Source organism: Streptomyces sp. 130, assembly GCF_007096885.1.
Lineage (GTDB): Bacteria > Actinomycetota > Actinomycetes > Streptomycetales > Streptomycetaceae > Streptomyces.
Genome location: NZ_VJNO01000018.1, coordinates 33,930 through 59,434 on the forward strand (window position 1 = coordinate 33,930; position 25,505 = coordinate 59,434).

General features: G+C 69.1%; 16 protein-coding genes. 4 read left to right on the plus strand and 12 right to left on the minus strand.

Going from position 1 to position 25,505, the window contains the following annotated elements; all coding sequences use genetic code 11:
• Positions 1-172 precede the first annotated feature (172 nt).
• On the plus strand, positions 173-2,887 hold the full coding sequence (acnA, locus tag FKN01_RS17365) for an aconitate hydratase AcnA (RefSeq protein WP_143621463.1): 2,715 nt from the start codon (positions 173-175) through the stop codon (positions 2,885-2,887).
• A gap of 200 nt (positions 2,888-3,087) precedes the next feature.
• Here the strand turns inward: acnA and FKN01_RS33580 are convergent, their stop codons facing one another.
• From FKN01_RS33580 to FKN01_RS17395, 6 genes are all read right to left on the minus strand, one after another.
• Positions 3,088-7,113, minus strand: a complete 4,026-nt coding sequence (locus tag FKN01_RS33580) for a polymorphic toxin-type HINT domain-containing protein (RefSeq protein WP_143621466.1) — start codon at positions 7,111-7,113, stop codon at positions 3,088-3,090.
• 166 nt (positions 7,114-7,279) lie between these two features.
• Positions 7,280-8,014, minus strand: coding sequence for a DUF6193 family natural product biosynthesis protein (locus FKN01_RS32575; RefSeq protein ID WP_185992876.1), 735 nt, complete (start codon positions 8,012-8,014; stop codon positions 7,280-7,282).
• Positions 8,015-8,168: 154 nt separating this feature from the next.
• Entirely contained in the window at positions 8,169-9,752 is a 1,584-nt protein-coding gene (locus tag FKN01_RS17380; RefSeq protein ID WP_143621472.1) for a trypsin-like serine protease, read from the minus strand.
• A 34-nt stretch (positions 9,753-9,786) separates the two neighbouring features.
• Positions 9,787-10,281, minus strand: a complete 495-nt coding sequence (locus FKN01_RS33250) for a hypothetical protein (protein WP_260696926.1) — start codon at positions 10,279-10,281, stop codon at positions 9,787-9,789.
• Between the two features lie 288 nt (positions 10,282-10,569).
• Positions 10,570-11,478 carry a VCBS repeat-containing protein gene (locus FKN01_RS17390; RefSeq protein ID WP_143621475.1) on the minus strand — a complete coding sequence of 303 codons (909 nt, stop codon included), beginning with the start codon at positions 11,476-11,478 and terminating at the stop codon, positions 10,570-10,572.
• A gap of 142 nt (positions 11,479-11,620) precedes the next feature.
• Positions 11,621-12,475, minus strand: coding sequence for a VCBS repeat-containing protein (locus FKN01_RS17395; RefSeq protein WP_260696927.1), 855 nt, complete (start codon positions 12,473-12,475; stop codon positions 11,621-11,623).
• A gap of 268 nt (positions 12,476-12,743) precedes the next feature.
• On the opposite strand from FKN01_RS17395, the gene FKN01_RS17400 reads away from it, so the two are divergent.
• Positions 12,744-13,004, plus strand: a complete 261-nt coding sequence (locus FKN01_RS17400) for a GlsB/YeaQ/YmgE family stress response membrane protein (protein ID WP_073966161.1) — start codon at positions 12,744-12,746, stop codon at positions 13,002-13,004.
• A 76-nt stretch (positions 13,005-13,080) separates the two neighbouring features.
• On the opposite strand, the gene FKN01_RS17405 is transcribed toward FKN01_RS17400, so the two are convergent.
• Genes FKN01_RS17405 through FKN01_RS17420 form a run of 4 tightly spaced genes read right to left on the minus strand, consistent with a single transcriptional unit; the run spans position 13,081 to position 17,518 of the window.
• Entirely contained in the window at positions 13,081-14,460 is a 1,380-nt protein-coding gene (locus tag FKN01_RS17405) for a GH1 family beta-glucosidase (RefSeq protein WP_143621480.1), read from the minus strand.
• Positions 14,461-14,468: 8 nt separating this feature from the next.
• Positions 14,469-15,323: a carbohydrate ABC transporter permease gene (locus FKN01_RS17410; RefSeq protein ID WP_143621483.1), complete on the minus strand. Its 855-nt coding sequence runs from the start codon at positions 15,321-15,323 to the stop codon at positions 14,469-14,471.
• Between the two features lie 5 nt (positions 15,324-15,328).
• The gene (locus tag FKN01_RS17415; RefSeq protein ID WP_143621486.1) at positions 15,329-16,276 is read right to left on the minus strand and encodes a carbohydrate ABC transporter permease; all 948 of its coding nucleotides are present in this window, start codon (positions 16,274-16,276) and stop codon (positions 15,329-15,331) included.
• A 12-nt stretch (positions 16,277-16,288) separates the two neighbouring features.
• Complete coding sequence (locus FKN01_RS17420) at positions 16,289-17,518, minus strand: sugar ABC transporter substrate-binding protein (protein WP_143621488.1); 1,230 nt, start codon at positions 17,516-17,518, stop codon at positions 16,289-16,291.
• A gap of 270 nt (positions 17,519-17,788) precedes the next feature.
• Here FKN01_RS17420 and yicI point away from each other — a divergent pair, with 270 nt between their 5' ends.
• Positions 17,789-20,038, plus strand: a complete 2,250-nt coding sequence (yicI, locus tag FKN01_RS17425) for an alpha-xylosidase (RefSeq protein WP_143621491.1) — start codon at positions 17,789-17,791, stop codon at positions 20,036-20,038.
• Here the strand turns inward: yicI and FKN01_RS17430 are convergent.
• On the minus strand, positions 20,007-20,420 hold the full coding sequence (locus FKN01_RS17430; protein WP_260696928.1) for a S9 family peptidase: 414 nt from the start codon (positions 20,418-20,420) through the stop codon (positions 20,007-20,009). The two genes, yicI and FKN01_RS17430, sit on opposite strands and share 32 nt — an antisense overlap.
• A gap of 107 nt (positions 20,421-20,527) precedes the next feature.
• Here FKN01_RS17430 and FKN01_RS17440 point away from each other — a divergent pair, with 107 nt between their 5' ends.
• A complete protein-coding gene (locus FKN01_RS17440; RefSeq protein ID WP_143621497.1) occupies positions 20,528-21,175 on the plus strand; it encodes a histidine phosphatase family protein in 648 nt (215 codons plus the stop codon).
• 277 nt (positions 21,176-21,452) lie between these two features.
• On the opposite strand, the gene FKN01_RS17445 is transcribed toward FKN01_RS17440, so the two are convergent.
• Positions 21,453-25,298 carry a GH92 family glycosyl hydrolase gene (locus tag FKN01_RS17445; RefSeq protein ID WP_260696929.1) on the minus strand — a complete coding sequence of 1,282 codons (3,846 nt, stop codon included), beginning with the start codon at positions 25,296-25,298 and terminating at the stop codon, positions 21,453-21,455.
• Positions 25,299-25,505 lie beyond the last annotated feature (207 nt).

Below are 25,505 nucleotides of genomic sequence, written 5' to 3' on the forward strand. Positions count from 1 at the left end.
TATCTCGACATCGAGATATATGCCGAAGGCGCACAGCGGGCCGCCCCGGTAAGGGTTACCTAACTAAGCCTTACCTTAGCGGATGGTCCGGTGGTCCGAGGCGGCACCACGCGGCGCCCGCCGTGGTGAGGCGCGGCGCGGAGTTACGCGCACATTGATGAAGGAGACTGTCGTGTCGGCGAACAGCTTCGACGCCCGCAGCACGCTGCGCGTGGGCGACGAGTCGTACGAGATCTTCAGGCTGGACAAGGTCGAGGGCTCCGCGCGCCTCCCTTACAGCCTGAAGGTCCTGCTGGAGAACCTGCTCCGCACGGAGGACGGCGCGAACATCACCGCCGACCACATCCGCGCGCTCGGCGGCTGGGACTCCCAGGCGCAGCCCAGCCAGGAGATCCAGTTCACGCCGGCCCGCGTGATCATGCAGGACTTCACCGGTGTGCCCTGCGTCGTGGACCTCGCCACCATGCGTGAGGCCGTCAAGGAGCTCGGCGGCGACCCGGAGCGGATCAACCCGCTCGCCCCGGCCGAGCTGGTCATCGACCACTCCGTCATCGCCGACAAGTTCGGCACGAAGGACGCCTTCGGCCAGAACGTCGAGCTGGAGTACGGCCGCAACAAGGAGCGCTACCAGTTCCTGCGCTGGGGCCAGACCGCGTTCAGCGAGTTCAAGGTCGTCCCGCCGGGCACCGGCATCGTCCACCAGGTCAACATCGAGCACCTGGCCCGTACGGTCATGGTCCGGGGCGGCCAGGCGTACCCCGACACCCTCGTCGGCACCGACTCGCACACCACCATGGTCAACGGCCTCGGCGTGCTGGGCTGGGGCGTCGGCGGCATCGAGGCCGAGGCCGCGATGCTCGGCCAGCCGGTCTCCATGCTCATCCCGCGCGTCGTCGGCTTCAAGCTGACCGGCGAGCTCCCGGCCGGCACCACCGCCACCGACCTCGTGCTGACCATCACCGAGATGCTCCGCAAGCACGGCGTCGTCGGCAAGTTCGTGGAGTTCTACGGTGAGGGCGTCGCCGCCACCTCGCTCGCCAACCGCGCCACCATCGGCAACATGTCGCCGGAGTTCGGCTCCACCGCCGCGATCTTCCCGATCGACGAGGAGACCCTCAACTACCTGCGCCTGACCGGCCGCGACGCCCAGCAGGTCGCCCTGGTCGAGGCGTACGCCAAGGAGCAGGGCCTCTGGCTGGACCCGGCCGCCGAGCCGGACTTCTCCGAGAAGCTGGAGCTCGACCTCTCCACGGTCGTCCCGTCCATCGCCGGCCCGAAGCGCCCGCAGGACCGCATCGTCCTCGCCGAGGCCAAGGCGCAGTTCGCCCAGGACGTCCGCAACTACGTGGACTGCGTGGACGAGGCGGGCAAGGAGTCCTTCCCGGCCTCCGACTCCCCGGCCATCGCCGCCTCCGGCCCGACGAACCCGGTCACCGTCACCGCCCCCGACGGCTCCACGTACGAGCTGGACCACGGCGCCGTCACCGTCGCCGCGATCACCTCCTGCACCAACACCTCGAACCCGTACGTCATGGTCGCCGCGGCGCTCGTGGCGAAGAAGGCGGTCGAGAAGGGCCTGACCCGCAAGCCGTGGGTCAAGACCACCCTCGCCCCGGGCTCGAAGGTCGTCACCGACTACTTCGACAAGGCGGGCCTGACCCCGTACCTCGACAAGGTCGGCTTCAACCTCGTCGGCTACGGCTGCACCACCTGCATCGGCAACTCCGGCCCGCTGCCGGAGGAGGTCTCCAAGGCGGTCAACGAGCACGACCTGGCCGTGACCTCGGTGCTCTCCGGCAACCGCAACTTCGAGGGCCGGATCAACCCCGACGTCAAGATGAACTACCTGGCGTCCCCGCCGCTGGTCGTCGCGTACGCCATCGCCGGCTCGATGAAGGTGGACATCACCAAGGACGCGCTCGGCGTCGACCAGGACGGCAACCCCGTCCACCTGGCCGACATCTGGCCCTCCGAGGCCGAGGTCAACGACGTCGTGGCGAACGCCATCGGCGAGGACATGTTCAACAAGTCCTACCAGGACGTCTTCGCGGGCGACGCCCAGTGGCAGGCGCTGTCCATCCCGACCGGCAACACCTTCGAGTGGGACGCCGAGTCCACCTACGTGCGCAAGCCCCCGTACTTCGAGGGCATGACCATGGAGACCTCGCCGGTCGAGGACATCACCGGCGCCCGGGTCCTGGCCAAGCTGGGCGACTCGGTCACCACCGACCACATCTCCCCGGCCGGTGCGATCAAGGCCGACACCCCGGCCGGCCAGTACCTCACGGAGCACGGCATCGAGCGCCGTGACTTCAACTCCTACGGCTCGCGCCGTGGCAACCACGAGGTCATGATCCGCGGCACGTTCGCCAACATCCGCCTGCGCAACCAGATCGCGCCGGGCACCGAGGGCGGCTTCACCCGCGACTTCACGCAGGACGGCGGGCCGGTCTCGTACATCTACGACGCCTCCCAGAACTACCAGGCCGCCGGCACCCCGCTGGTCATCCTGGCCGGCAAGGAGTACGGCTCCGGCTCGTCCCGCGACTGGGCGGCCAAGGGCACCGCGCTCCTCGGCGTCAAGGCCGTCATCGCCGAGTCCTACGAGCGCATCCACCGCTCGAACCTCATCGGCATGGGCGTCCTGCCGCTCCAGTTCCCGGAGGGCCAGACCGCCGAGACCCTGGGCCTGACCGGCGAGGAGACCTTCTCCATCACCGGCGTCACCGAACTGAACGACGGCACGACCCCGCGTACGGTCAAGGTCACCACCGACACCGGCGTCGAGTTCGACGGCGTCGTCCGCATCGACACCCCCGGTGAGGCGGACTACTACCGCAACGGCGGCATCCTGCAGTACGTGCTCCGCAGCCTGATCCGCAAGTAGGGCCTGCGCCAGTACGGCGAGAGGGCCGCGTCCCCGGTGACGGGGAACGCTGTCGGCCATGTGGGCCCTGCCTCTGTGCCCCGTCGAGTACCGGCTCGGCGGGGCACAGTGCTGACCTTTCTCCACGGCCCGGAAACCAGGCGACGCCCGGGCCCGCCGGGGCCCGGGCGCCGCGTCCTGTCAGGAGCGGAGTGCCTCGCTCAGGGGCGGTCGATGTTCACCTTCTGGCCGTTGTCGCCGTAGAAGGTCACGTGATCCCAGTCGAGATTGCCCCGCTTGTTGTGCTTCACGAGCGTGGCCATCTCCCACTCGGTCGACCTCCAGTTGCTCCCCTGGCCGTTCTTCACGGCCAGATCGAACTTCTCCTGGTACGTGCCGCCGGGCGGATCGAAGCCCTTGAGACTCACCGCGATCTTTCCGTTGTTCCGCATCACGCTCTCCACCTCACTCATCCAGACGGTGTAGGGCGTGCCGTCGGGCATGGTCGCCTCGACTCGCCGAAGATCGGGATCCATGAAGTTGTAGCCGTCCAGACGGGCCGTTTCGTCGCCGATGTACTGGGTCACCCCGAGGACCAGGACCTTGCACTCGGAGTTGTGGACCAGAACGGGAGTACGTCCGGCGAGGACGTAGAAGGAATGCAGCCCCTGGACGGTGAGGCTGTAGGTGACGGTCTGCTGCACATACGGGCGGTTGGCCAGCACGGTGGCGGTGGCGCCGGTGTCCGTGCGGAGGGTGTCACCGGCCCGCAGATCACCCGCGGGGACCCAGGTCCCCAGGCTGGGGCTCCAGAAGGGGTGCTCGTGGGTGGCCGAGAGATCGGAAACTCCTCCGGTGGGCCCTCGGACGGAGAGCGCGGCCAGGTACTTGTCGTCGTCCGGCGTGACGATCCGCTGGGTGACCGGACGAGCCTCGGTCGCACCGGTGGCTGGGTCGGTGGCCCGGACCAGGTCACCGGCCCGGACCTTCTCGATCGGACGGCTGTGTCCGTCGGCCATGAGCACCCGGGTGCCGGGAAGGAAGCACATGGTGCAGCCACGTTCCAGCGCCTTCAGTGCCTGATACGCGAGGCCCAAGGAGCGGAACTTGGAGTTCATCGTCGTGTCGCGGGCGAGTTCCCAGCACGCTTCGAGGTCACCCTTGCGGGCGCAGTTCTCCAGTTGAGTGAGGCCGGTGATGGCGAGCGCGGTCTCGGTGAGCTGCTTCATGCTGGCTTCGAACGCCGGAGCCATGGAGAGCAATTTGCAGTAGATCTCGTGGTGCACGCACCACCGCACGGGGTTCTCGCGGGCCTCGCAGCCCAGGATTCCGCACCGGTAGAGCTCGGAGGGCGTCAGCCCGCCGTTCTCCGCCCTCTCCTTCGCCAGGACGGCCGCGCGGCGTCGTGCTTCCTCCTCCTCGCGGTGCTTTTCGATGCTGACCACGAAGGCTTCGCTCGCCAGGGCGAGGGCCTCGTCGGCGCTCTTTCCGGCGCGGGTGGCCGCGGCCTCAGCCTGGGCGCGGGCGGCCCATGCCTCTCCGGCGGAGGTCTGGGCGAGTTCGGCGGACACGGACGCGTCGCTGGCCGACACGGCGGCGTTGTGTGCGGCGGTGTCGGCCCGGTCGGCCGCGGCGCGGGCGGACTTCGCAGACGCGGCGGCCTGCGCGGCGGAGGCTTCGGCGTCGTCGGCGTACCCGTCGGCCTCCTTCGCGTAGTCGGAGGCCAGGTCGGCGGAGTCCTGGGCTTTGTCCGCCCAGTCCTGCGCCTGCTCCGACGCCTTGCGCGCGAGGGCGGCGGTGGCCTGAGCCGTCGCGGCGTCGCGCTGTGCGATCGCCGCCACCTGTGATGCTTCGGCCACCAACTGCTGGACCTGCAGCTGGTGGGTCAGCGACAGCATGTCCTTGCGCTCGGCCGTGAACCGACCGGACTTCACGAACCGGTGCAGCAGGTCGGCGGGCCCTTCCAGCGCGACGCGCGCGGCGGAGCTCACCTCCGGGTCGCCGCTCCCGGCCAGCTGAGCGGCGGTCACCCGGTCGTCCTGCTCCTGGGCCTCGGCGAGGGTCGTGGTCAGGAAGGTGCGGAAGCCGTCGGTCGTACCGGCGTTCAGTGCCTGGCGCGCCTTGTCCTGCACGTTGGGGCCACCCGAGTCGGCCGCCTGCGCGACCGCCACCCGGAAGGCCTCTCGGCCGGCTTCGTACTGGCCCTGCCGCAGGAACGCGCTGACTGCGGCCGCGTCACCGTCGAGCGCCGTCTCGGCCGCGTCCCGCACTTCCTTGACGGAGCTCTCCTCGGCGAGGCGTTCCACGTCCGATCGGTCGTCCTGCGCCTGGGCCTCGGCCCGGCCGGTGCGCACGTACGCGACGACTCCGAGCGTGTCGCTGCCCAGTGCCTGCTGCGCGGCCTCGCGCAGCCAGGGCTTGCCGATCTTCATGTCGAGCAGCGCGAGCTCGCGGCCCCGCTGCGCGATCTCCTCGTCGGAGGTACCGCTCTGGGCCTGCCGCGCCAAGTCCTCGGCCGTGCCCCGGGCCTCGTCCGCTTCTTCGGCGGCCTTGGCGCGCTGTTTCCGGTCCGCCTCGTCCCGGGCCTTGAGGTCGCGGGCGTTCTCGATACCGGCGTTGGTACGGCCGAGGAGATCCTCTTTCTCGATCTCGCGGGCCAGCGTGTAGACGGTCTGAGCCTGCTTGGACGCCTGCGTGGCGGCGTCCGCCGCCGCAGTGGCGGCGTCCGCGTGGGCCGTGGACTTCGCAGCCGCGGTGGCCGCGTCGACGGCGCTGTCCGCCGCTTCCAGCGCGGCCTTGGCCGCGTTCCGGGCGTGCTCGGCCGCGGAGCGCGCCGCGTCACGTGCCTGGCCGGCCGCCGTGGCGGCCTTCTGGGCGAGGGACTCGGCCTGGCCGGCGGCCCGTGAGGCCTCAGCGGCCTGGCGGTGCGCCGAGGCGGCGGCGGCGCGGGCCGTGGCCGCAGCGGCGCTGCTGGACCCGGCATAACCGCTCGCCAGAATCGCCGCGTCGGCGGCTGCGGCGGCGTTGGCCCCCGCCCCCGCGGCGGACCTAGCGGCCTGGCCCGCGGCGGTGGCGGCCTTCACGGCCTGGTCCGAGGCGTCCGCGGCCCGGTCGGCGTCCTTGGCCGCCTTGTTGGCCGTGGCGGCCGCCTTTCTGGCCGCGTCAGCCTTGGTCGCGTCGGTCGCGGCGGCGGCAGCCGCGTTGCGTGCCGCGGAGGCCGCGTTGGCGGCGTTGACCGCCGCAGCCGCTGCCTTGGTGGAGGCCGTGGCCGCCGTCCGCGCGGACTGCTCGGCCGAATTGGCAGCCGAGATGGCCCGCTGTGCGGCCTTCGCCGCGCCGGACGCGGCGCTCGCCGCACGGTTGGCGGCGCTTGCCGCGTCAGCTGAGTCCTGCCCCGTTGCCGCAGCCTCCGCGGCCGCCTCCTGAGCGGCCTTCTTGGCCTGTGCCGCGGCTTCGACGGCTTCCGCCGAGGCGTCCTTGGCCTTTGCGGTTTCCGAAGCGGAGAGCTTGCCGGCCTTCTCCGCCTGGTCGGCGAGTTCCGCGACGCTCGCGTACTCCTCGTCCCGGTTGCGGGCGACGAACTGCCCGACGTCCAGGAACTCAGAGACGTCGTCGGCCGTGCCGTTCATCGCGAGACGTCCGGCAGCCCGTACGTTGGTACCACCGGTGGAGATGATCTGAGCCAACTCGACCCGTCGATCCTGCTCCTGAGCCTCGGCCAGGCCGGTCTGGAGAAACGCCTGAAGATCGTCCTCCGTCCCGGCGAGGGCGGCACGGCCGCGCTCCGCCACCTCCGGGCCGCCGGCGTCGATCGCCCGGGCGACCATGACGCGCTGGTCCTGCTGGAGGGGTTCCCGCCAGCCCGACTCCAGGAAGTGGATGAGGTCCCGCTCGTCTCCGGAGAGCGCGGTGCGGACGGCGGCGAGAAGGTTCTCCCCGCCCATGCCCGCCAGTTGGGCGGCCTCGACGCGGTAGTCCTGAAGCTGCCGGTCTTCGTAGGTCTGCAGGAACGCCAGGACGTCCTGGGTACTGCCCACCAGAGCCGGCTCGGCGGCCGACCGCACCTCGGGGCCGCCGGCCGCCCAGACGTCCACCGCTTGCTGACGGAGGGAACGGGAGATCGGGACGACCGTGTCCTCAACCGTGTCCTCCGCCGCTGCCGGGTGGACGGAAAGCACTCCGGCCAGGACCGCGAGTGCCAGGGAGCCCGCGATGCGTCTGCGTAGCCCGGAAATTCCGGGCCGCATTCTCTTCACTATTCTCTTCCACCTTCAGGAAATTGGCCCGTTCGGGTCTTTTTCCGCTCATGAACTCCTGATATGTACGCCGGAGATCATAGGCCGAATGGGTGGCAAAGAAAACAGGGAAAGATTCGCGCGCAATAGCCGGGCCGGTTCTTTTCTCAGGGTTTCGTCATTCGCGGTCGTGTGGGAAATCGAACCCTGCGGTGGCCGGACCCACGGAGTCCGGAAGGTGCGCCAGGGCGAGCGCCACCGCCTGCGCCGCGGTGGCGGTCTGTCCGTGCACGCCGGTGTTCGGGTACCGCAGCACCAGGTAGGGTCCACCGCCGTAGTGCGGAGCGATCGCCACCTCGCACCGGTAGGGGCTCCCGGTGCGGGAACTGAAGGCGACCGTCCAGTGGCTGGTGAAGGGGAAGAGCGACCGCAGCCGGGGCTCCGCGTGCGCAGCCTCCAGCACAGCGGCGAACTCGGGGAATTCGGGCGTGGCCGCCGCCTTGTCGCGCAGCATCTCCCACTGGGCGGCCACCGCTGCGGCGGGGCCTCGCTCGTGTGCCTCGGCGACGGGGTCGAACTGCAGGAAGGGGAATGCCTCCCGCATCCGCGGCACGGCCGTGCCAGCCCCCCAGGCGGCGCAGACCGCCACGACCTCCCCGAGGTCCTCAGTCACCCCGGTGACGATGTTGACGCCGCCGGACCGTCCGACGACCTGGAACGCACGTCCTTCGATCCGAGTGAAGACCTCCAGTGGAGACCGTCCGGGTGTATCGGAGGCGACGGTGACCGATTCGGAATTCTGCTCCGGATTCTGAATGACGGTGATGGGGGTGTGTGATGTCGCTGCGCTTTCCTGAAGGGCGGCCGCGAGTCCGCCCGCCCTGATCACATCTGGATAAAAATCGGAGTTCATTCGGACAGTGTCGCATCAACCGTATGCGCCGACGCACCGACTTTCCCCGCGGATCTGGTAGCAACGTACCAAGGGTCCGGTCGTACCGCCCCGGAGAGAACGGTACGACCGGAAACCGGCGGCCGGGAGACCGCCGAGCCCAGTTGACAGGAGGTCAGGAACCAGCTGGCCACAGGGTGCTGCCGCTGGATAGAGCCCCCTTGCCGTCCCCCAGGTAGAGCTGGAAATCACGCAGAGCCCATACCTCCGGTGACGTGGTTATGTGCCAGTTTCCGGTGAGATCGCCCTTGCCGTCGCCGTTGAATTCGCCGCCGGCGATCGTGTCCATGGCGGTCCAGTCGGCGTTCGTCGACATCGAGCGGGCCTTGTCGAAGGACGAACTGGCATTGCCGGTGTAGAGGTCGAGGCCACGGGTGGTGCTTACCGCGGCGATGTCGTCACGGCCGTCCCCGTTGTAGTCCGCCGTGGTGAAATGCGTCTTGCCGCCCCAGGTGCTGTCGGGCCACATGGACTGCTTGGCGCCGGTCAGGACGCCGTCGGGGCCCGAAGCGTAGGCGTACAGGGAGCCACCGCCGGAGACCCCTATCAGACCATCGCGCCCTGAATCGTCCACCTTGTAGCGAGCGATGTGCTTGAAGGTCTTCCACGAGGTGTCGTGCCACATCGGCACCCGGGCACGCAGGGTGCCGTCAGCGGTGCCGGCATAGAAGTAGAGCTGTCCGTCGCTCCACATCGCCGCGATGTCACCGTTGCCGTCGCCGTTGAAATCACCGCCGACGATCTTGGTGGCGTTCGCCCACGACTCGTCCTTCCAGAGGGGGCGGCCGTACTCAAGTGTGCCGTCGGCTCCGGTGTACAGAGCGTGCAGGCGACCATCGAGCAACACGGCGGCGACATCCGTCCGTCCGTCCCCGTTGAAGTCGGCGGTGGTATACGTCTGGGAAGTCAGTCGCGCGACGTTGGTCATGCGGATGGACCGTATCCAGGCGCTGACGTTGTCCACCCGAGTGTCAACCGCGCCATCTCGAGTCTCGTCGGAGTTGAAACAGCCCGCGCCCCAGGAGCGAGAGTGAATTCCCACCAATTCAGGTTGTCCATCGTTCCTCAGACGGAACGTCGGCCCCCCTGTGTCCCCCTTGCAGATGCCGACGGACTCAGGGGCCGTGCCGACGAGGGAAAGCGAGGTGGTATCGACAGCGGAAAGCACGGGCGTGGCGGTATGGGCTGCATCCGTCACCCACTCTGTCTTCGTGCGCCCGTAGCCCGTTACCCGGACCTTTTCACCCGCTGAGACCGGCGTGGAAGCGACTGCGATAGGTTCAGCTTCAAAGACGGGTCGTATTTGGTGCGGCAATGGCGTGAGGAGACGGACCATCGCCAGGTCGCGGCTCGGATGGGGAACGAGCGATTTGGCATACACTGCATAGGGCGATACGGGGGGTCCTCCCGCCATGACTACAGTGCTGAATGTATCTAGCTCCCCTGCCGGAACCGTTCCGTCCGCACCGGCGAAGCAACTGGCGGCCGTCAGGACCCATACAGGGTCGACCAGGGCGCCGGAACAGCTCCGCTTCCCGTTGTCGATGTCGATGTCGAGTTTGACGGTGAAGGCGTACTGGCCCGTTTCGACTGCGTCGCCAGCAACCGCACCGGCGGGATCGGCAGAGAGGAAGCTCGCCGTGGCTGCGATGGCGACGAGGCAGACCGTCCAAGAGCTTCGCAGACTTTTTTTGCGCATGATCTTTCCTTCAGTTCCTTTCACGAGGGCGTGATCAGCCGGTGACGCGTATCTCCACAAGTACCGACCGGGCACCCCCGACAGTGCCTTCGCCGACGGACTTCCAGCCCCCCTCGGCCACGTCGATCGTCTGGGTCTGACCGTTTGCGGTCAGGTCCGCGCTGATGGGGTGGTCTGCGGCTTCCAGGGCGAAAACCCGGGGGAGCGTCAGCGTGAGGTATCCCGTCGCGCCGGTGGCGCGGAAGCAGTAGAGACCGTCGCGTCCCACGGTCGTGTCCTTGACGGTCGAGACCCTGATCTGATCGACCGTGTAGTCGCATTCTGCGAGCAGGATGTGACCGTCCCCCTTCTTCAGCTCAATTCCTTTGGAAGCCAATATGGAATCCGCGCCGGGGTAAGCGAAATCTTCGATTGCGGACGGCGGAGTCTCGTCGGAAGTCGTATACCCGGCCGGCTCGTTCGCGAACGCCAGCGGTATGGCTGCCACCGCCAGCAATGTTCCTGCGGCTGCAGCGATCAGAGTCTTCAAGGATCGGTAAGTCACGCCAGTCCCTTCCGGGCGCGAAGGGCACTTGATTCCCTGTCGCCGGGATGTGTGAGAGATGAAAAGAACTCGTGGAGCCTAGCGATCGCCAGGTGTTTCGTCAACGTTTCGTTTGGTGCGTTTCATCCTCAAATGCCCATAGCTTTTCAAGAATAAGAGGGGTGATTTTCTGCCAGATATGACCGGAGTGGGCTGTTGTTACGGCAAAGGGCCGTACCCCTGTCGTCAGGAATGCGGCCCTCTTGGATTGTGCGTGGAACGACTGACGAGAGGTCAGAAGAGGAACTTGTAGGCGTTCCAGCCGCTCGTGCCGATCAGCTTCTTGGCCTTGTACGGCGCCGAGGCGTTGCCGGTCCCGCTGTACAGGTACAGCTCGCCGCCCTTGCGGGCGATCAGGTCGGTCTTGCCGTCCTCGTTGATGTCACCCGTGGAGACCAGGCGGTCGTACTGGTTCCAGCCGCTGCCGATCTTGGTGCGCTTGGCGAACGGCGCCTTCTGGTTGCCGGTGCCCTTGTACAGCCACAGGACGCCGGACTTGTCGCGCGCGACGACGTCGTTCTTGCCGTCGCCGTTCAGGTCGCCGTTGCCGGCGATCGCGCTGTAGATGTTCCAGCCGTAACCGGCCTTGATGCGCTTGGTGATCGTGCCGTCGCCGTAGCCGAGGTAGACGTACAGGTCGCCCTTGGTGTCGACGGCGAGCATGTCACCGCCGGCGGCGCCGCCGATCTGGCCGGGGGAGACGATCTTGCTGTAGATGTTCCATCCGTAGCCGATCTTCACGGGCGTACCGTCGAACTCCATGTAGCCCATGTTCCCGTTTTCCTCACGGAACCAAAGGCCTTCGCTCCGACCGTTGTTCTGGTGGTCGACCTGCATGAGAGCGGAGACGCCGGTCCAGCCCTTGCCCGAGTACGCGCGGGCCGTGAGGCCGCCCTTGCCGTTGGCCCCGTACGAGTAGAGGATGCCTGCCGAGTTCGCACCGTAGAGCCGGAAGGCCGGGGTGGCAGCGGCGGCGGCAGCGGCGGGGGCCGTCGCGGGCTGGTTGGCCGAGGCGCTGAGCGAAGGCTGCGGGGCGTCGGCGGCCACGGCGGAGGTGCCGGTGGCGACGAGGGCGGCGGTGAGCGCCGCGGCTGCCGCGCGAGCGGCTATGCGGGTGTGGTGCCGGCCAGTGGTTTTGGCCACAAGTACTCCATGGATCGTGAAGTGGAAGCGGCCCGCCGCACGTTGGCGGCGGGCCACCGATTCATGGGAATCGTGTCACTGTTTCGTAAGCGAAACCTGCACGTTTCGTCATGACTGTGTAACCACTGTGTCCGTGACCGGCTCAGAAGAAGAGGCGGTACGAGTTCCAGCCCGAAGTGCCGATGAGGGCCTTCGACTTGAAGGGGGCGGCCGCGTCGCCGGTGCCCTCGTACAGGTACAGCTCGCCCTTGGAGTTGCGGGCGACGAGGTCGGTCCGGCCGTCCATGGTGAGGTCACCGGCGGCGAAGACGGTGTTGTACTGGTTCCAGCCGCTGCCGATCTTGGTGCGCTTGGCGTACGGGGCGTGCTGGTCGCCGGTGCCCTTGTACAGCCACAGGACGCCGGACTTGTCGCGCGCGACGAGGTCGTTCTTGCCGTCGCCGTCCAGGTCGCCGTTGCCCGCGATCTGGGTGTAGATGTCCCAGCCGTAACCGACCTTCAGGCGCTTGGTGACCTTGCCGTCGCCGTAGCCCAGGTACAGGTAGAGGTCGCCCTTGTTGTCGCGGGCGAGCAGGTCGCCGCCCTCGGCGCCGCCGAACTGGCCCACCGAGACGACGGTGTTGTAGATGTCCCAGCCGTAACCGACCTTCACCGCGTCGGAGTTGTCGGCGGAGTAGTACCAGATGTTGCCCGTGGTGCCGAGCTGCCAGCGGCCGTCCGCGAGGTTGTCCGCGTTGTGGTCGACCAGGCCGACGAAGGCGAGGCCCGTCATGCCGGTCTGGAGCTCGACGCGTGACGAGATGGTGCCGTCGCCCAGGGGTGCGTAGTGGTACGCGGTCCCCGAGCTGTCGATGCCCGTCAGGCCGTACATGGGGGCGTCGCCGACGTCGGCGGCGGAGGCGGCGGAGGCGCCGGTGACGACCAGGGCCGCGGTTATCGCGGCGGCGGCGAGACGGGCGGCAGCGCGTCCGGGCCGCAGGCCAGAGATCTTGGCCACGTAGTTCTCCATGGATGGTGGGGCGAGGCGTGACGCGCCGCGGGATACGGGGACACGCCACGGAATTGAGGATGATCCTTTCACGACTCCCTCACGTCTCCAAGGGTTTGTCGAAATGAGGTCAACCCAACGCCTTCGCCCCGGAATGCGGACACCGCACAGGGGCCGGACACGTTCGTCCGCGGCGGCATGCGTACACCGGTGTGGGCCGGGCAGGCGGAAGTCAGCTTCCCGAAACCAGTCGGACAGCGGTAGAAGAGGAGTTGTCGTGTCATTTCTGTGGGCCATCATCGCGGGACTCATCATCGGCCTGCTGGCCAAGCTGGTCGTGCCCGGCCGTCAGCCCATTCCCCTGTGGCTGACCGTCCTGCTCGGCATCGTCGGCGCCATCGCAGGCAACGCCCTCGCCACCGCCTTCGGGGTGCGTGACACCGGGGGCATCGACTGGATCCGCCACATCTTCCAGATCGGTGTGGCCGCCGTGCTCATCGCCTTCATCAGCCCGATGTGGGCCCGGCGACGCGCCTGACCAGTCCACCCGTACGACGAACGCCCTGTCCACCGCACACAGCGGTGGACAGGGCGTTCGTCGCGTCTCCGGGCTCTCAGCCCCGGTGCGCCGCGATCAGCGCCTGATACCAGCGGTAGCTGTCCTTCGGGGTGCGCTCCAGGGTGTCGTAGTCGACCCGGACGATACCGAACCGCTTCGCGTACCCGAGCGCCCACTCGAAGTTGTCCAGCAGCGACCACACGTAGTAGCCCCGGACGTCCACGCCCGCGTCCATCGCGGACCGCAGCGCCGTCAGATGCGTACGCAGGTACTCCACCCGGTCCGCGTCCCGCACCGCACCGTCCGGCTCCACGGTGTCGTGCTCCGCCGAGCCGTTCTCCGTGATGTGCACCGGCGGCAGCGCGTCCCCGTAGGTGTCCTTCAGCGCGGTCAGCAGATCGGTGAAGGACTCCGGGACGACCGGCCAGCCCATCGCCGTCCGCCGCACGTCCGGGTACTGCCCCTCGGCGTACCGGTTGTCCGTGGCGACCCGCAGCGCCGGGTCCGGCTCGCGGTACGGGGCGTCGGCCACCACGATCGGGCGGTAGTAGTTGATGCCCAGGAAGTCCAGGGGCTGGGAGATCAGGTCCAGGTCGCCGTCGCGCCGGAAGTCCTGTCCGGTGATCAGCTCGCCCCAGGTCTCCTCCTCGGTGGCCGGGTAGCGGCCCGCGAGGATCGGCTCCGTCCACACCAGGTTGTGCTGGGTGTCCGCGCGGACCACCGCCGCCCGGTCGGCGTCCGTCGGGGCGGCCGGGACGTTGCGGTCCAGGTTCAGCGTGATGCCCGCCTCGCGGACCCCCGCCGCCCGCAGCGCCTTCATCGCCAGGCCGTGGCCGACGAGCAGGTGGTGCGCTGCGGCCAGGGCACCGCGCCCCTCCTGCGCGCCGGGCGCGTGCCGGCCCACGGAGTAGCCGAGGAACGCGCTGCACCACGGCTCGTTGAGGGTGATCCAGCGCGGCACCCGGTCGGCCAGGTGCTCCGCCACGATCTCCGTGTACTCGCCGAACCGCTCGGCCGTCTCGCGTACGCGCCAGCCGCCCCGGTCCTCCAGCGCCTGCGGCAGGTCCCAGTGGTAGAGGGTGGCGGCCGGCTCGATGCCCGCCGCCAGGAGCTCGTCCACCAGCCGGGAGTAGAAGTCGAGGCCCTTCGGGTTCACCGCGCCGGAGCCCTCCGGCAGGATGCGCGACCAGGCGATCGAGAAGCGGTACGAATCGACCCCCAGCTCGCGCAGCAGCGCCACGTCCTCGCGGTAGCGGTGGTAGTGGTCGCAGGCCACGTCACCGGTGTCGCCGCCGTCCGTCCTGCCGGGCGTGTGGCTGTACGTGTCCCAGATGGACGGGCCGCGTCCGTCCTCCCGCGCGGCGCCCTCGATCTGGTACGACGCCGTGGCCGCGCCGAAGACGAAACCGGGCGGGAAGACCGGAAACTTATCCATGGATACCCCTACTTGACCGAGCCGCCGGTGATCCCGGCGGCGATGTACTTCTGCGACAGGACGAGCAGCACCGCCGCCGGGACCGCGGAGAGCACGGAAGCGGCCATCACCGAGCCCCAGTCGCCGACGTGGGCGCCGATGTACTGGTAGATGCCCAGCGTGATGGGCTTCACGTCGTCCGTGGTGTTCAGCGTCAGCGCGAACATGAAGTCGCTCCACGCGTACAGGAAGGAGAACAGCCCGGCCGTGATCAGCGAGTTGCGGCTCATCGGCAGCACGACCTGCACGAACGTCCGGAACCGCCCGGCCCCGTCGACCTCGGCGGCCTCGATGACCTCGCGCGGGATCGCCACCATGAACGACCGCATCAGCACGATCGCGAACGGGATGCCGAGCGAGGCGTCGGCCAGCATCAGACCGGCGTACGAGTTGACCAGGCCGAGATCCACGTACGCGCTGTACAGGGCGTTGGCGATGACGATGCCCGGCACCATCTGGGTGATCAGCGTGCCGAAGACGATCGTCCGGGTGCCGCGCAGCTTGAACTGCGCCAGCCCGTAGGCGGCGGGCGCCGAGATCGCCAGGCAGATGACGACCGCGCCGAGGGCCACCGCGAGCGAGGTCAGCAGATTGCCGCCCTGGTCGGTGAGCGCCGAGCGGAAGCCCGAGAGGTCCAGGCCGTGCGGGACGGGGTCGACCTCCAGCAGTCCGGACTCGGGCTGGAGCGCGGTGTTCACCATCCAGTACAGCGGGAACAGCATCACGCACAGCACCAGGATGCCGAAGACCATGGCGCCCCAGCGCCGCTTCGGCCGGCCGTTGTTCCGCGTGGGCGCGGCGGGGGTACGCACGGTGCTCGCCATGCCGGTCACTTCCCCTCGTTGCGGTTGGCCCGCAGGTAGAACACCGCGAAGACGGCGGAGATCAGGATAAGGATGTTGCCGACCACGGCACCGGCTCCGAAGTCCAGCTGGACGAAGGAGTTCTGGTACGTGAGGGTGCCGAGGGTCTGGGTGGAGTCGGCGGGTCCGCCGTCGGTGAGCGCCAGGATCAGGTCGAGGATCTTGACCGTCGACATGAAGCCGAGCACCAGGACCACGGTGATCACCGGCCGCAGCATCGGCAGCGTGATCGAGCGGAACGTCCGCCAGGCGGAGGCTCCGTCCAGCGAGGCCGCCTCGTACAGCTCCTTGGGGACCTCCTGGAGGCCGCCGTAGAGGATCACCATGTTGAACGGGATGCCGATCCAGATGTTCACCAGGATCACCGAGATCAGCGCCATGCTGGTGCTGGTCAGCCACGGGGTGTCGCCGCCGAGGCCGATGGTGCCGAGGAACGAGTTGAGGACGCCGGTGTCCTGGTCGAGGATGCGCCGCCAGACGACGCCCGAGACGACCATCGGCACCAGCCACGGCAGCAGGATGAGCGACCGCAGCACACCGTTCAGCGGGAAGCGGCGGTTGAAGAAGACGGCCAGGCCGAGGCCGATGCAGAACTGCCCGATGAGCGAGCCGATCGTGAACAGGATGGTGTGCCAGAGGGCCTTGCCGAAGAGCTCGTCGTTGAAGACCTTGCTCCAGTTGTCCGTTCCGTTGAACGGCGACTTCCCCGTGAAGAACGTGGACGGCGAGTAGTCCTGGAAGCTCATCACGATGTTGCGGACGAGCGGGTAGCCGAAGAACAGCGCCATGAAGATCACGGCGGGGGCGATGAAGCCCCACTGGGCGAGCCGCCTGCGGCGACGGATGCGGGCGGGGTTCGGCGGTTTCACGGTCTTCGTGGTCGCGAGCGCCGGGGCAGCGGTGGTGGTCGACATGGTTCGTATACCTCAGTTCCCGCTCGTCGCGCGCTTCTGGGCGCGGCTGAGCGCGGCCTCGCTCGACTCGCCGGTCAGGGCGGACTGGAACGCGCTCTGGAGCGCGAGGGAGACGGACGACCACCGCGCGCCGAGCTTGGCGGTGCGCGAGCGGGCCGTGGCGACCTGGTCGGCCAGGGCGTCCAGCTCGGGCACCTTCTTGCGCCACTCGGCGGCGGCCTTCTCGTTGGCCGGGACCATCCAGCTGTTCAGCGCGTAGGTGATCTCCTCCTGCTCGCCGGACATGCAGCCGATGATCTTCGCGGACATCTTCTCGCGCTTCTCGTCACCGGTGTTGGGCACGGTCAGTACGCCGCCGCCCAGCGGGCCCACCGAGTCGTCGCCGGCCTTCGGGACCGGGATCTCGGCGATGCCCCAGTTCAGCCCCTTCTTGGAGTTCAGGGTCTCCACCTGCCAGGGGCCGTTGATCATCATGGCCGCGTTGCCCGCCATGAACTGGTCGTTCACGTCGGCCTGGGTCCAGTTGACCGTCGACTTGGACAGCGAGCCGTCCTTGAGGAGGCTCTTCCAGTAGTCCAGCGCCCCGGCCACCTCGGGGCTGTCGAGCTTCGTCTCGTCGCCGCCGTTGGACCACATGAACGGCGTGAACTGGAAGACGCCGTCCTCCGCGCCGCCCGCGCTGAGCGCCAGTCCGTACCGCTTGCCTTGCGTGAGCTTCTTCGCGGTCTCGCGCATCTCGGCCCAGGTGGTGGGGACCTTCAGGCCCGCCTTGTCGAGGGTGTCCTTGTTGTAGAAGAGCGCCAGCGTGTTCACCGTGCGCGCGGCCCCGTAGTACGTCCCCCGGTACGAGCCGAAGTTCACGATCCCCTCGGGGATGTCCTCCGTGGTCAGGCCGAGGTCCTTCAGCGGGATCAGCCCGCCCGCCTCGGCGAACGTCGGCATCTCGGAGGCGTCCAGCTGGAGCACGTCGGGCAGCGACTTCGAGGACGCCATGCGCAGCGCCTTGGTCATCACCTGGGAGGCCGGGACGCTCTGCTGCTCGATGGTCACCCCCAGCTGCTTGCTGCACCGGGCCAGCGTCTCGGCGTCCCAGCGGTGGTACGACTCGTCGGTCGAGGAGTTCAGAACGGTGTACACGTCCGGGTCCCGCTGCTGGCCGCAGCCCGCCAGGACGGCACCGCCGATCAGCGCGGAGACGACGGTGAGCGGGACGGCGGCCCGTGGGGTGAAGCGGTTCGACATACAGCTGCCTCTTGTCGGCAAGGGCCCGGGCGGCTGCGCTGCCGTCCGACCGATTTGTTTGCTGCCAGTACTAATACGTCATGAGGTCGCCCGTTTTCTAGACCGTCCTGGTGACGTGCACGTCACACAGGGGCAACATGCCCGGTCGAAGGGGGTCCAGGTATCGGTGTTCAGGCGGATTCAAGGGTTCCGATCAGTGAATCGAAGCGCTTCGAAAATGATTTGTTTTGTGTACGATCAAAATCAGGACCCACAGGAACGGACCCCCCCATGAAGTTCACCGACGGCTTCTGGCAGATGCGAGACGGTGTGCACGCCTCGTACGCCACCGAACTCCGCGACCTCCGCCTCGACCCCGACCGCCTCACCGCCTACGCGGCGGTCCAGCGCGTGACCCGGCGCGGGGACACCCTGAACGCCCCGCTGATCACCGTGGAGGCGTACGCCCCCGCCGAAGGCGTCATCGGCGTCCGCGTCACCCATCTGGCGGGCAAGCGCCACCCGGGCCCCGACTTCGCCCTGCCCGGCGCCACCGGTGACCCCGCCGCCACCACCCGGAAGGAGGGCGGGGCCGCCGAGCTGACCAGCGGCCCGCTCACCCTCCGGCTCCCCGCCGACGGCTTCGGCCTGGAGTTCCGGGACGCGGACGGGCGCGTCCTGACCGCCGCCGGACGCAAGGGCACCGCCTTCGCCACGACCGGCGACGGCGCCCACCACATGTTCGCCCAGCTCGCGCTGGGCGTCGGCGAGACCATCCACGGGCTCGGCGAGCGGTTCACCCCGTACGTCAAGAACGGCCAGGTCGTCGACATGTGGCAGGCGGACGGCGGGACCAGCAGCGAGCAGGCGTACAAGAACGTCCCGTTCTACCTCTCCTCGCGCGGCTACGGCGTCTTCGTCAACCACCCCGGGAAGGTCTCCTTCGAGATCGGCTCCGAGGCCGTCGGCCAGGTGCAGTTCAGCGTCGAGGACCAGACGCTGGAGTACTTCGTCGTCGCCGGACCCACCCCCAAGGAGGTCCTGGCCCGCTACACCGCGCTCACCGGCCGCCCCGCCCTGCCCCCGGCCTGGTCCTTCGGCCTCTGGCTGACCACCTCGTTCACCACCGCGTACGACGAGGCGACCGTGACCTCGTTCGTGGACGGCATGGCCGAGCGGGGCATCCCGCTCTCCGTCTTCCACTTCGACTGCTTCTGGATGCGCGAGTACCAGTGGTGCGACTTCGAGTGGGACCCGGACGTCTTCCCCGATCCGGAGGGCATGCTCGCCCGCCTCAAGGACAAGGGCCTCAAGATCTGCGTCTGGATCAACCCGTACATCGCGCAGAAGAGCCCCCTGTACGCGGAGGGCGCCGACAAGGGCTACTTCGTGCGCACCCGCGAGGGCGACGTCTGGCAGTGGGACAAGTGGCAGGCCGGCATGGCGCTGGTGGACTTCACCAACCCCGAGGCCACCGCCTGGTTCCAGGCCAAGCTGCGCACCCTCCTCGGCCAGGGGGTCGACGGCTTCAAGACGGACTTCGGGGAGCGCATCCCCACCGATGTCGTCTGGCACGACGGCTCCGACCCGGAGCGCATGCACAACTACTACACGCACCTGTACAACAAGGCCGTCTTCGAGCTCCTGGAGCAGGAGCGCGGCCAGGGCGAGGCCGTCCTCTTCGCCCGTTCCGCCACGGCCGGCGGCCAGCAGTTCCCCGTGCACTGGGGCGGCGACTGCTGGTCCTCCTTCGAGGCGATGGCGGAGTCCCTGCGCGGCGGACTCTCGCTGAGCCTGTCCGGCTTCGGCTTCTGGAGCCATGACATCGGCGGCTTCGAGGGCACCCCGGACCCGGCGGTCTTCAAGCGCTGGCTCGCCTTCGGCCTGCTCTCCTCGCACAGCCGGCTGCACGGCTCCTCGTCGTACCGCGTGCCGTGGGAGTTCGGCGACGAGGCGGTCGACGTCGCCCGGCGCTTCACGGAGCTGAAGCACCGCCTCATGCCCTACCTGTACGGGGCCGCCGTCGAGGCCCACCGCACCGGCGTCCCCGTCATGCGCCCGATGCTCCTCGAATTCCCGGACGACCCGGCCGCCCGCACCGCGGACCGGCAGTACATGCTCGGCCCGGACCTCCTGGTCGCCCCGGTCTTCAGCGAGGACGGCGAGGTGGAGTACTACGTCCCCGAGGGCACCTGGACCCATCTGCTCACCGGCGAGACCGTCACCGGCCCGGCCTGGCACCGGGACACCTACGGCTTCGACAGCCTCCCGCTGCTGGTCCGCCCCGGCGCGGTCCTCCCGCTCGGCGCGGACGCCTCCCGGCCCGACGGCGACTGGACGGACGGCCTCCAGCTGCGCGTGTACGCCCCCGAGGGCACCGGCGACCTCCACCGCACGGTGACCGTCCCCGGCCTCACGGGCGAGCCGGCCGCCACGTACGAGGTGGTCCGCGACGGCGGCGCGCTCCGGGTCACGGCGGACACGGAGCGGCCGTACGAGACGGTGGTGGTCACGCCCGGGGCGAGCGTTCCCGCGATCTGACCCAGGCGGTGAACGCCTCGACCGCGTCCACCACCGCGTCGAAGCGGAGCGAGTGGTACAGGTCGAAGGCGTGGTGTCCGCCCCGCAGCTCGGCGTAGACGACCGGGCTCTCGGACGCGTCGCGCAGCCGCTCGGCGACCTCGCGGATGCCGGCCACCGGCACCCGCGGGTCCAGATCGCCGTGGACCATCAGCATGGGCGGCGCGTCCGGCCGGGCATGGCCCAGCGGGGACGACTCGGGGCCCTGGTCCCAGCCAGCCGGTACAGCAGCGGCAGCGACTGGCTGGGCCCCGGTCTGGCGCACCGCGGCGGAGCCGCCGCTCATCCGGGCGTTCGCCGAGGCGTCGTCCGACGCCGGACGGCTCAGGGACTGACGTCCCACGGGCGCGCCCGCCCTCCCGGCCCCGGCCGGAATGCGATCGTGGACCGGCGGGTTGGCGCCTGTACAGAACACGAGCGGTAACAGCACTGAGAGCGGATGGCCTTCACATGGGCGAGCTGATCCTGATCCGGCACGGCGAGACGGAGTGGTCCCGCAACGGGCGCCACACCAGCCACACCGATCTGCCCCTGACACCCCTCGGCGAACGCCAGGCCCGCGCCCTGGCCCCGCTGCTCGCCGACCGGTCCATCGCGCTCACCCTGGTCAGCCCCCTGGTCCGGGCCCGGCGCACCGCCGAACTCGCCGGGCTGGCCGCGCCCCGCATCACCCCCGAGCTGCGCGAGTGGGACTACGGCGGCTACGAGGGCATCACCACGGACGAGATCCGCCGCACCCGGCCCGACTGGAACCTCTGGACCGACGGTGTCGGCGCCGGCCCCGCGGCCCACCCCGGCGAGACCCCGGCAGAGGTGGGGGCCCGGGCCGACCGGGTGCTGGCCGAGGTCGCGGAGGCGGCCGGACGCGCCGGCGGCGACGACGTCGTGCTCGTCGCCCATTCCCACTTCCTGCGCGTCCTGACCGCCCGCTACCTGGGCCTGACCCCGGCCGAGGGCACGCTCTTCCAGCTGGCCACGGGCGCCGTGTCCCGGCTGGGCCGGGAACACGGCAACCCGGTCATCACCGCGTGGAACGTCGCATTGCCCCAGAGCCTCTTCCCGGCGGCGGCGGTCCCGGAGACACCGGAACGCACATGATCGCGGCGGCCCGGCCCGGCGGCCCCGCTCCGGGCCTTCGGCCATCGCGTCGAGCATCCCGTCCGGCGGCCCCCCGCTCCTCGGGTACGCCGGTCGCGCCGCACGGCCGCGGTCCGGCCGCAGCGCCTGGAATCGGCGGGGGTGGCGTCGCGGGGCAGGTCGCCCGGTCCGCGGTGTGCCGTGCGGGTGACCGGGCCCGCGCGGTCGGGGAGCCTGCCGCACGCATCACGGCCGGGCGGGACCGGAAGGCCCCGCCCGGCCGTGCCGCTCAGTGCGGTCAGGCGATCAGCTCCACCTCCGCGAGCGACGCCTCACCGTCGAACGCCAGCCGGTAGTGCGCGTACGAGCCGGGGGACTTCACGGAGAAGGCCCGTGTCTGCTTGTCCCAGGCGAAGGACTGGCCGGACCGCTCGTCGAGGTCCTTCCAGCTCTTGCCGTCCGACGAGCCCTGCAGCACCCAGCCCTTCGGCGCGGTCGCACGGGCGGCCGAGGTCAGCGTGTACTGGACGCCCTTCGCGGCGGACGGGACGGGCAGCTCGACCGTGGTGGCCGTGCCGGTGGTGGCCGAGGTGTCGTCGAACAGCGGGCCCTCGCCCTTCAGCACGTCCTTGCGCGGGGACGGCACCCGGTCGTCCTGGGTGATGGAGACCGGCGCGGCGTCCTTGCCGGTGCCCCAGGCGGACGGCTTCGGGCCCATGTCGAAGTCCAGCGTCCCGCCCTTGGCCAGCAGGCCGTGCGGCAGCGAGGTGGAGGTCCACTTCCTGCCGTTCACCCTCAGGCCCTGGACGTAGATGTTCTTCGCGCTGTTCTTCGGCGCCTTCACGACCAGCTTGCGGCCGTTCTCCAGGTGCACCGTCGCCCTGGTGAAGAGCGGTGAGCCGATCGCGTACTCGCCACTGCCCATCACCAGCGGGTAGAAGCCGAGCGAGGAGAAGAGGAACCAGGCCGACTGCTCGCCGTTGTCCTCGTCACCGTGGTAGCCCTGGCCGATCTCGCTGCCCGTGTACAGCCGGCCCAGGACCTCGCGGACCTTCTCCTGCGTCTTGTACGGCTGCGAGGCCGCGTCGTACATGTACGTGACGTGGTGGGCGACCTGGTTGCTGTGCCCGTACTGGCCCATCCGCACGTCACGGGCCTCGGTCATCTCGTGGATGACCCCGCCGTAGCTGCCAGCGAACTCCGGGGTGCCGGTCTCCGGGGTGGCGAAGTAGGTGTCCAGCTTCTCGGCCAGGCCGTCCCGGCCGCCGTACAGGTTGGCCAGGCCCCTGCTGTCCTGCGGAGCGGTGAAGGCGTAGCCCCAGCCGTTGGTCTCCGTGTAGTCGTAGCCCCAGACGCGCGGGTCGTACAGACCGGACGGCAGCCGCCAGTCGCCCTCGGCGTCCTTGCCCTGGAAGAAGCCGGCCTTGTCGTCGAACAGCTCCACGTAGTCGCGGGCCCGGTTCATGAAGTACTCGGACTCGTCCTTGTAGCGCTGCTCGTGCGTCTTCGCGTAGAGCGCCTCGCCCATCTTCGCGATGCCGTAGTCGTTGACGTAACCCTCCATCGACCAGGACATGCCCTCGTGGGTCGTGGTGTCGGCGTACCCCTTGAACGGGGACGTCTCCATCCCCTTGCGGCCCACGCCGGAGCTCGGCGGGACGACCGTCGCGTTCTTCACGGCCGCGTCGTACGCCGCCTCCGCGTCGAACTCCACGCCCTTGACGTACGCGTCGGCGAACGCCACGTCCGAGGACGTGCCGGTCATCAGGTCCGCGTAGCCCGGCGATGACCAGCGGGAGATCCAGCCGCCGTCCTTGTACTGCTGGACGAAGCCGTCGACCATCTCGCCGGCCCTCGAAGGAGTCAGCAGCGAGTACGCCGGCCAGGTCGTCCGGTAGGTGTCCCAGAAGCCGTTGTTGACGTACACCTTGCCGTCGACGATCTTCGCGCCGGTGTGCGTCGGGGTGTCCGGCCCGGTCTGCGGCGAGAAGGGGGAGGCGTACTTGTCCTTGCCGTCGACCTTCTCGGAGCCCGAGTTCGGGTAGAGGTAGAGCCGGTAGAGGCTGGAGTACAGCGTGGTCAGCTGGTCGGCGGTGGCGCCCTCGACCTCCACCTTGCCCAGCAGGCCGTCCCAGGCGTCCCGCGCCTCGTCCTCGACCCGCGCGAAGGAGCGCGAGGCGGGGATCTCGGCGGCCAGGTTCTTCTTCGCCTGGTCGACGCTGATCAGCGAGGTCGCCAGGCGCAGGTTCACCGTGCGGTCCCGGCCCGCGTCGAACCGCAGGTAGCCGGTGACGTCGTCACCGCCGCCGCCCGAGAGCTTGCCGCCCGCGGTGACCGGCGCGTCGAAGACGCCGTACACGAACAGGCGCGTCGCCCCGGTCGAGCCGCCGCTCTTCACGTCCGAGAAGCCGGTGAACGAGCTGGTCGCCGGGTCCAGGGTGAGCCCGCCGTCGTTGGAGACGTTGTCGAAGACGATGCTCGCGTCCTCGCCCGGATATGTGAACCGCATCCGCGCCGCGTGGTCGGCCGGCGTCATCTCGGCCTTGAGGCCGTTCTCGAACGTCACGCCGTAGTAATGCGGCCGGGCGGTCTCGTTCTCGTGCCGGAACGGCAGCGCGCGGGCCGTCCGGGAGGCGTCCGGGGTGCCGGAGGCCGCCGACGGCATCAGCTGGAAGGTCTGCCGGTCACCCATCCAGGGGCTCGGCTCGTGGCTCGCGGCGAACGCCTGGAGCGTGGGCAGGTTGTCCTCGTTGTTGCCCCGCGCGTAGTCGTAGAGCCAGCTGGTCGAGCCGGCGTTGGTGACCGGCGTCCAGAAGTTGAACCCGTTCGGGACGGCCGTCGCGGGGAAGTTGTTGCCGCGCGAGAAGGAGCCGCTGGAGTTGGTGCCCCGGATGGTGGAGGCGTAGTCCGCGAGGTGCGCCTTGCGCTTCTCCGGTTTCGCGGGGGCGATCCTCAGGTCGTCGATCCAGCCCTGGAACTTCGCCGGCCCCTTCGGCGAGTCGTACGCGACCAGGACGCGGTCGACGGTCTTGCCCGCCGCGACCGTGCCGATGCCGGACTCGACCTTGTTCCACTGGTTGACGTAGAGCCGCTTGGCTTCCGCCTGGCCCTGCGGCGTCAGCAGCCCGCCGTTGGCGTCGGTGGCGTGCAGGTCGCTCAGATAGGTGCCGTCGGTGAAGGCCAGGTCCACCGCGACGTGCGTGGCCGGGTAGGACAGGTCCGTCTCGCCCATCTGCGGGTAGACCAGGTAGGACAGTTCGGTGTCCCGGGTGACCCGGGTGTTCACGTCGAACACCTTGTTGTACGAGTACGCCCGGCCGTCCGCCTGGTGGGTGCCCGCGTACCGCAGCGCCTTCCTGCCGGTGAAGCCCGCCCCGGCCTTCGCGGTGGGGGAGCCGGAGGGGCCGTTGCCGATCTGCGTGCGCATGTCCGAGGGCGCGGGGGCGGAGGTGTCGCCGTCGGAGAACTGGACGTCGGCGAGCTGGGTGGCGTCGGAGGCGCCGTTGTTCTTCGTGATGTCCAGGCGGAAGTGCCGGTAGGCCCTGTCCGCCTGGAAGTCGTACGACTTGGTCTGGAAGCGCTCGTGGAAGGTCTGGCCCGTCCGGGTGTCCAGGTCCGTCCAGGTCCTGCCGTCCTCGGAGCCCTGGAGCGTCCAGTCCCGGGGGTCGCGTTCGTCGTGGTCGTCGGCGGAGGTGAGCGCGTACGTCACGACCTTCACCGGCTCGGTGAGGTCGAACTCCAGCCAGGCGGTGGGCTCGAACGACAGCCACTTCGTCCGGGACTCGCCGTCGACGAGGTTCTCCTTCACCTCCCCGCCGCCGGTGTTCTCGTCGCTGGCGCGGACGGCGGTGACCCGGTCGGTCACATTGCCCGGTATTCCGGAGGAGAATCCGCCATCGACACCCGATGACCGCTTCTTTCCGTCCGGGCCCTCTTCTACGGAATTACGCCAGTCCGGCTGCTTCTCGTCCTCTTCGAAGGATGTGCTGAACATCCGGTCACCCGTGGGGCCTTGGCCTCTCGGGCCCGGCCCGGCCGATTGAGCGGCGGCCGCCGTGGGGGCTGTCACGACCAGGACCAAAGAGGCCGCGATCAGTGCTGCCGTGCTGCTTCGTCTCGTACGAGAACGGTGTCGGGGGTGCATGCCGAGCCATTCCTCCCGGTGAAGTGTGCGCTTGGACAACGTTGTCAGAAGATGCGCAGGAACAAGTAGGGAGTGAAGTGGCTCATGATGTCAAGGGAGTTGGTCCGCGGTCCGCCGCCGAATCGACCGGAATGCGGAAATCGTTACGTCCGAAGGAGCGCCCGGAGTGTCGAGGTATCCGCGAGGTCTCAACTCGGGAAAGACTGC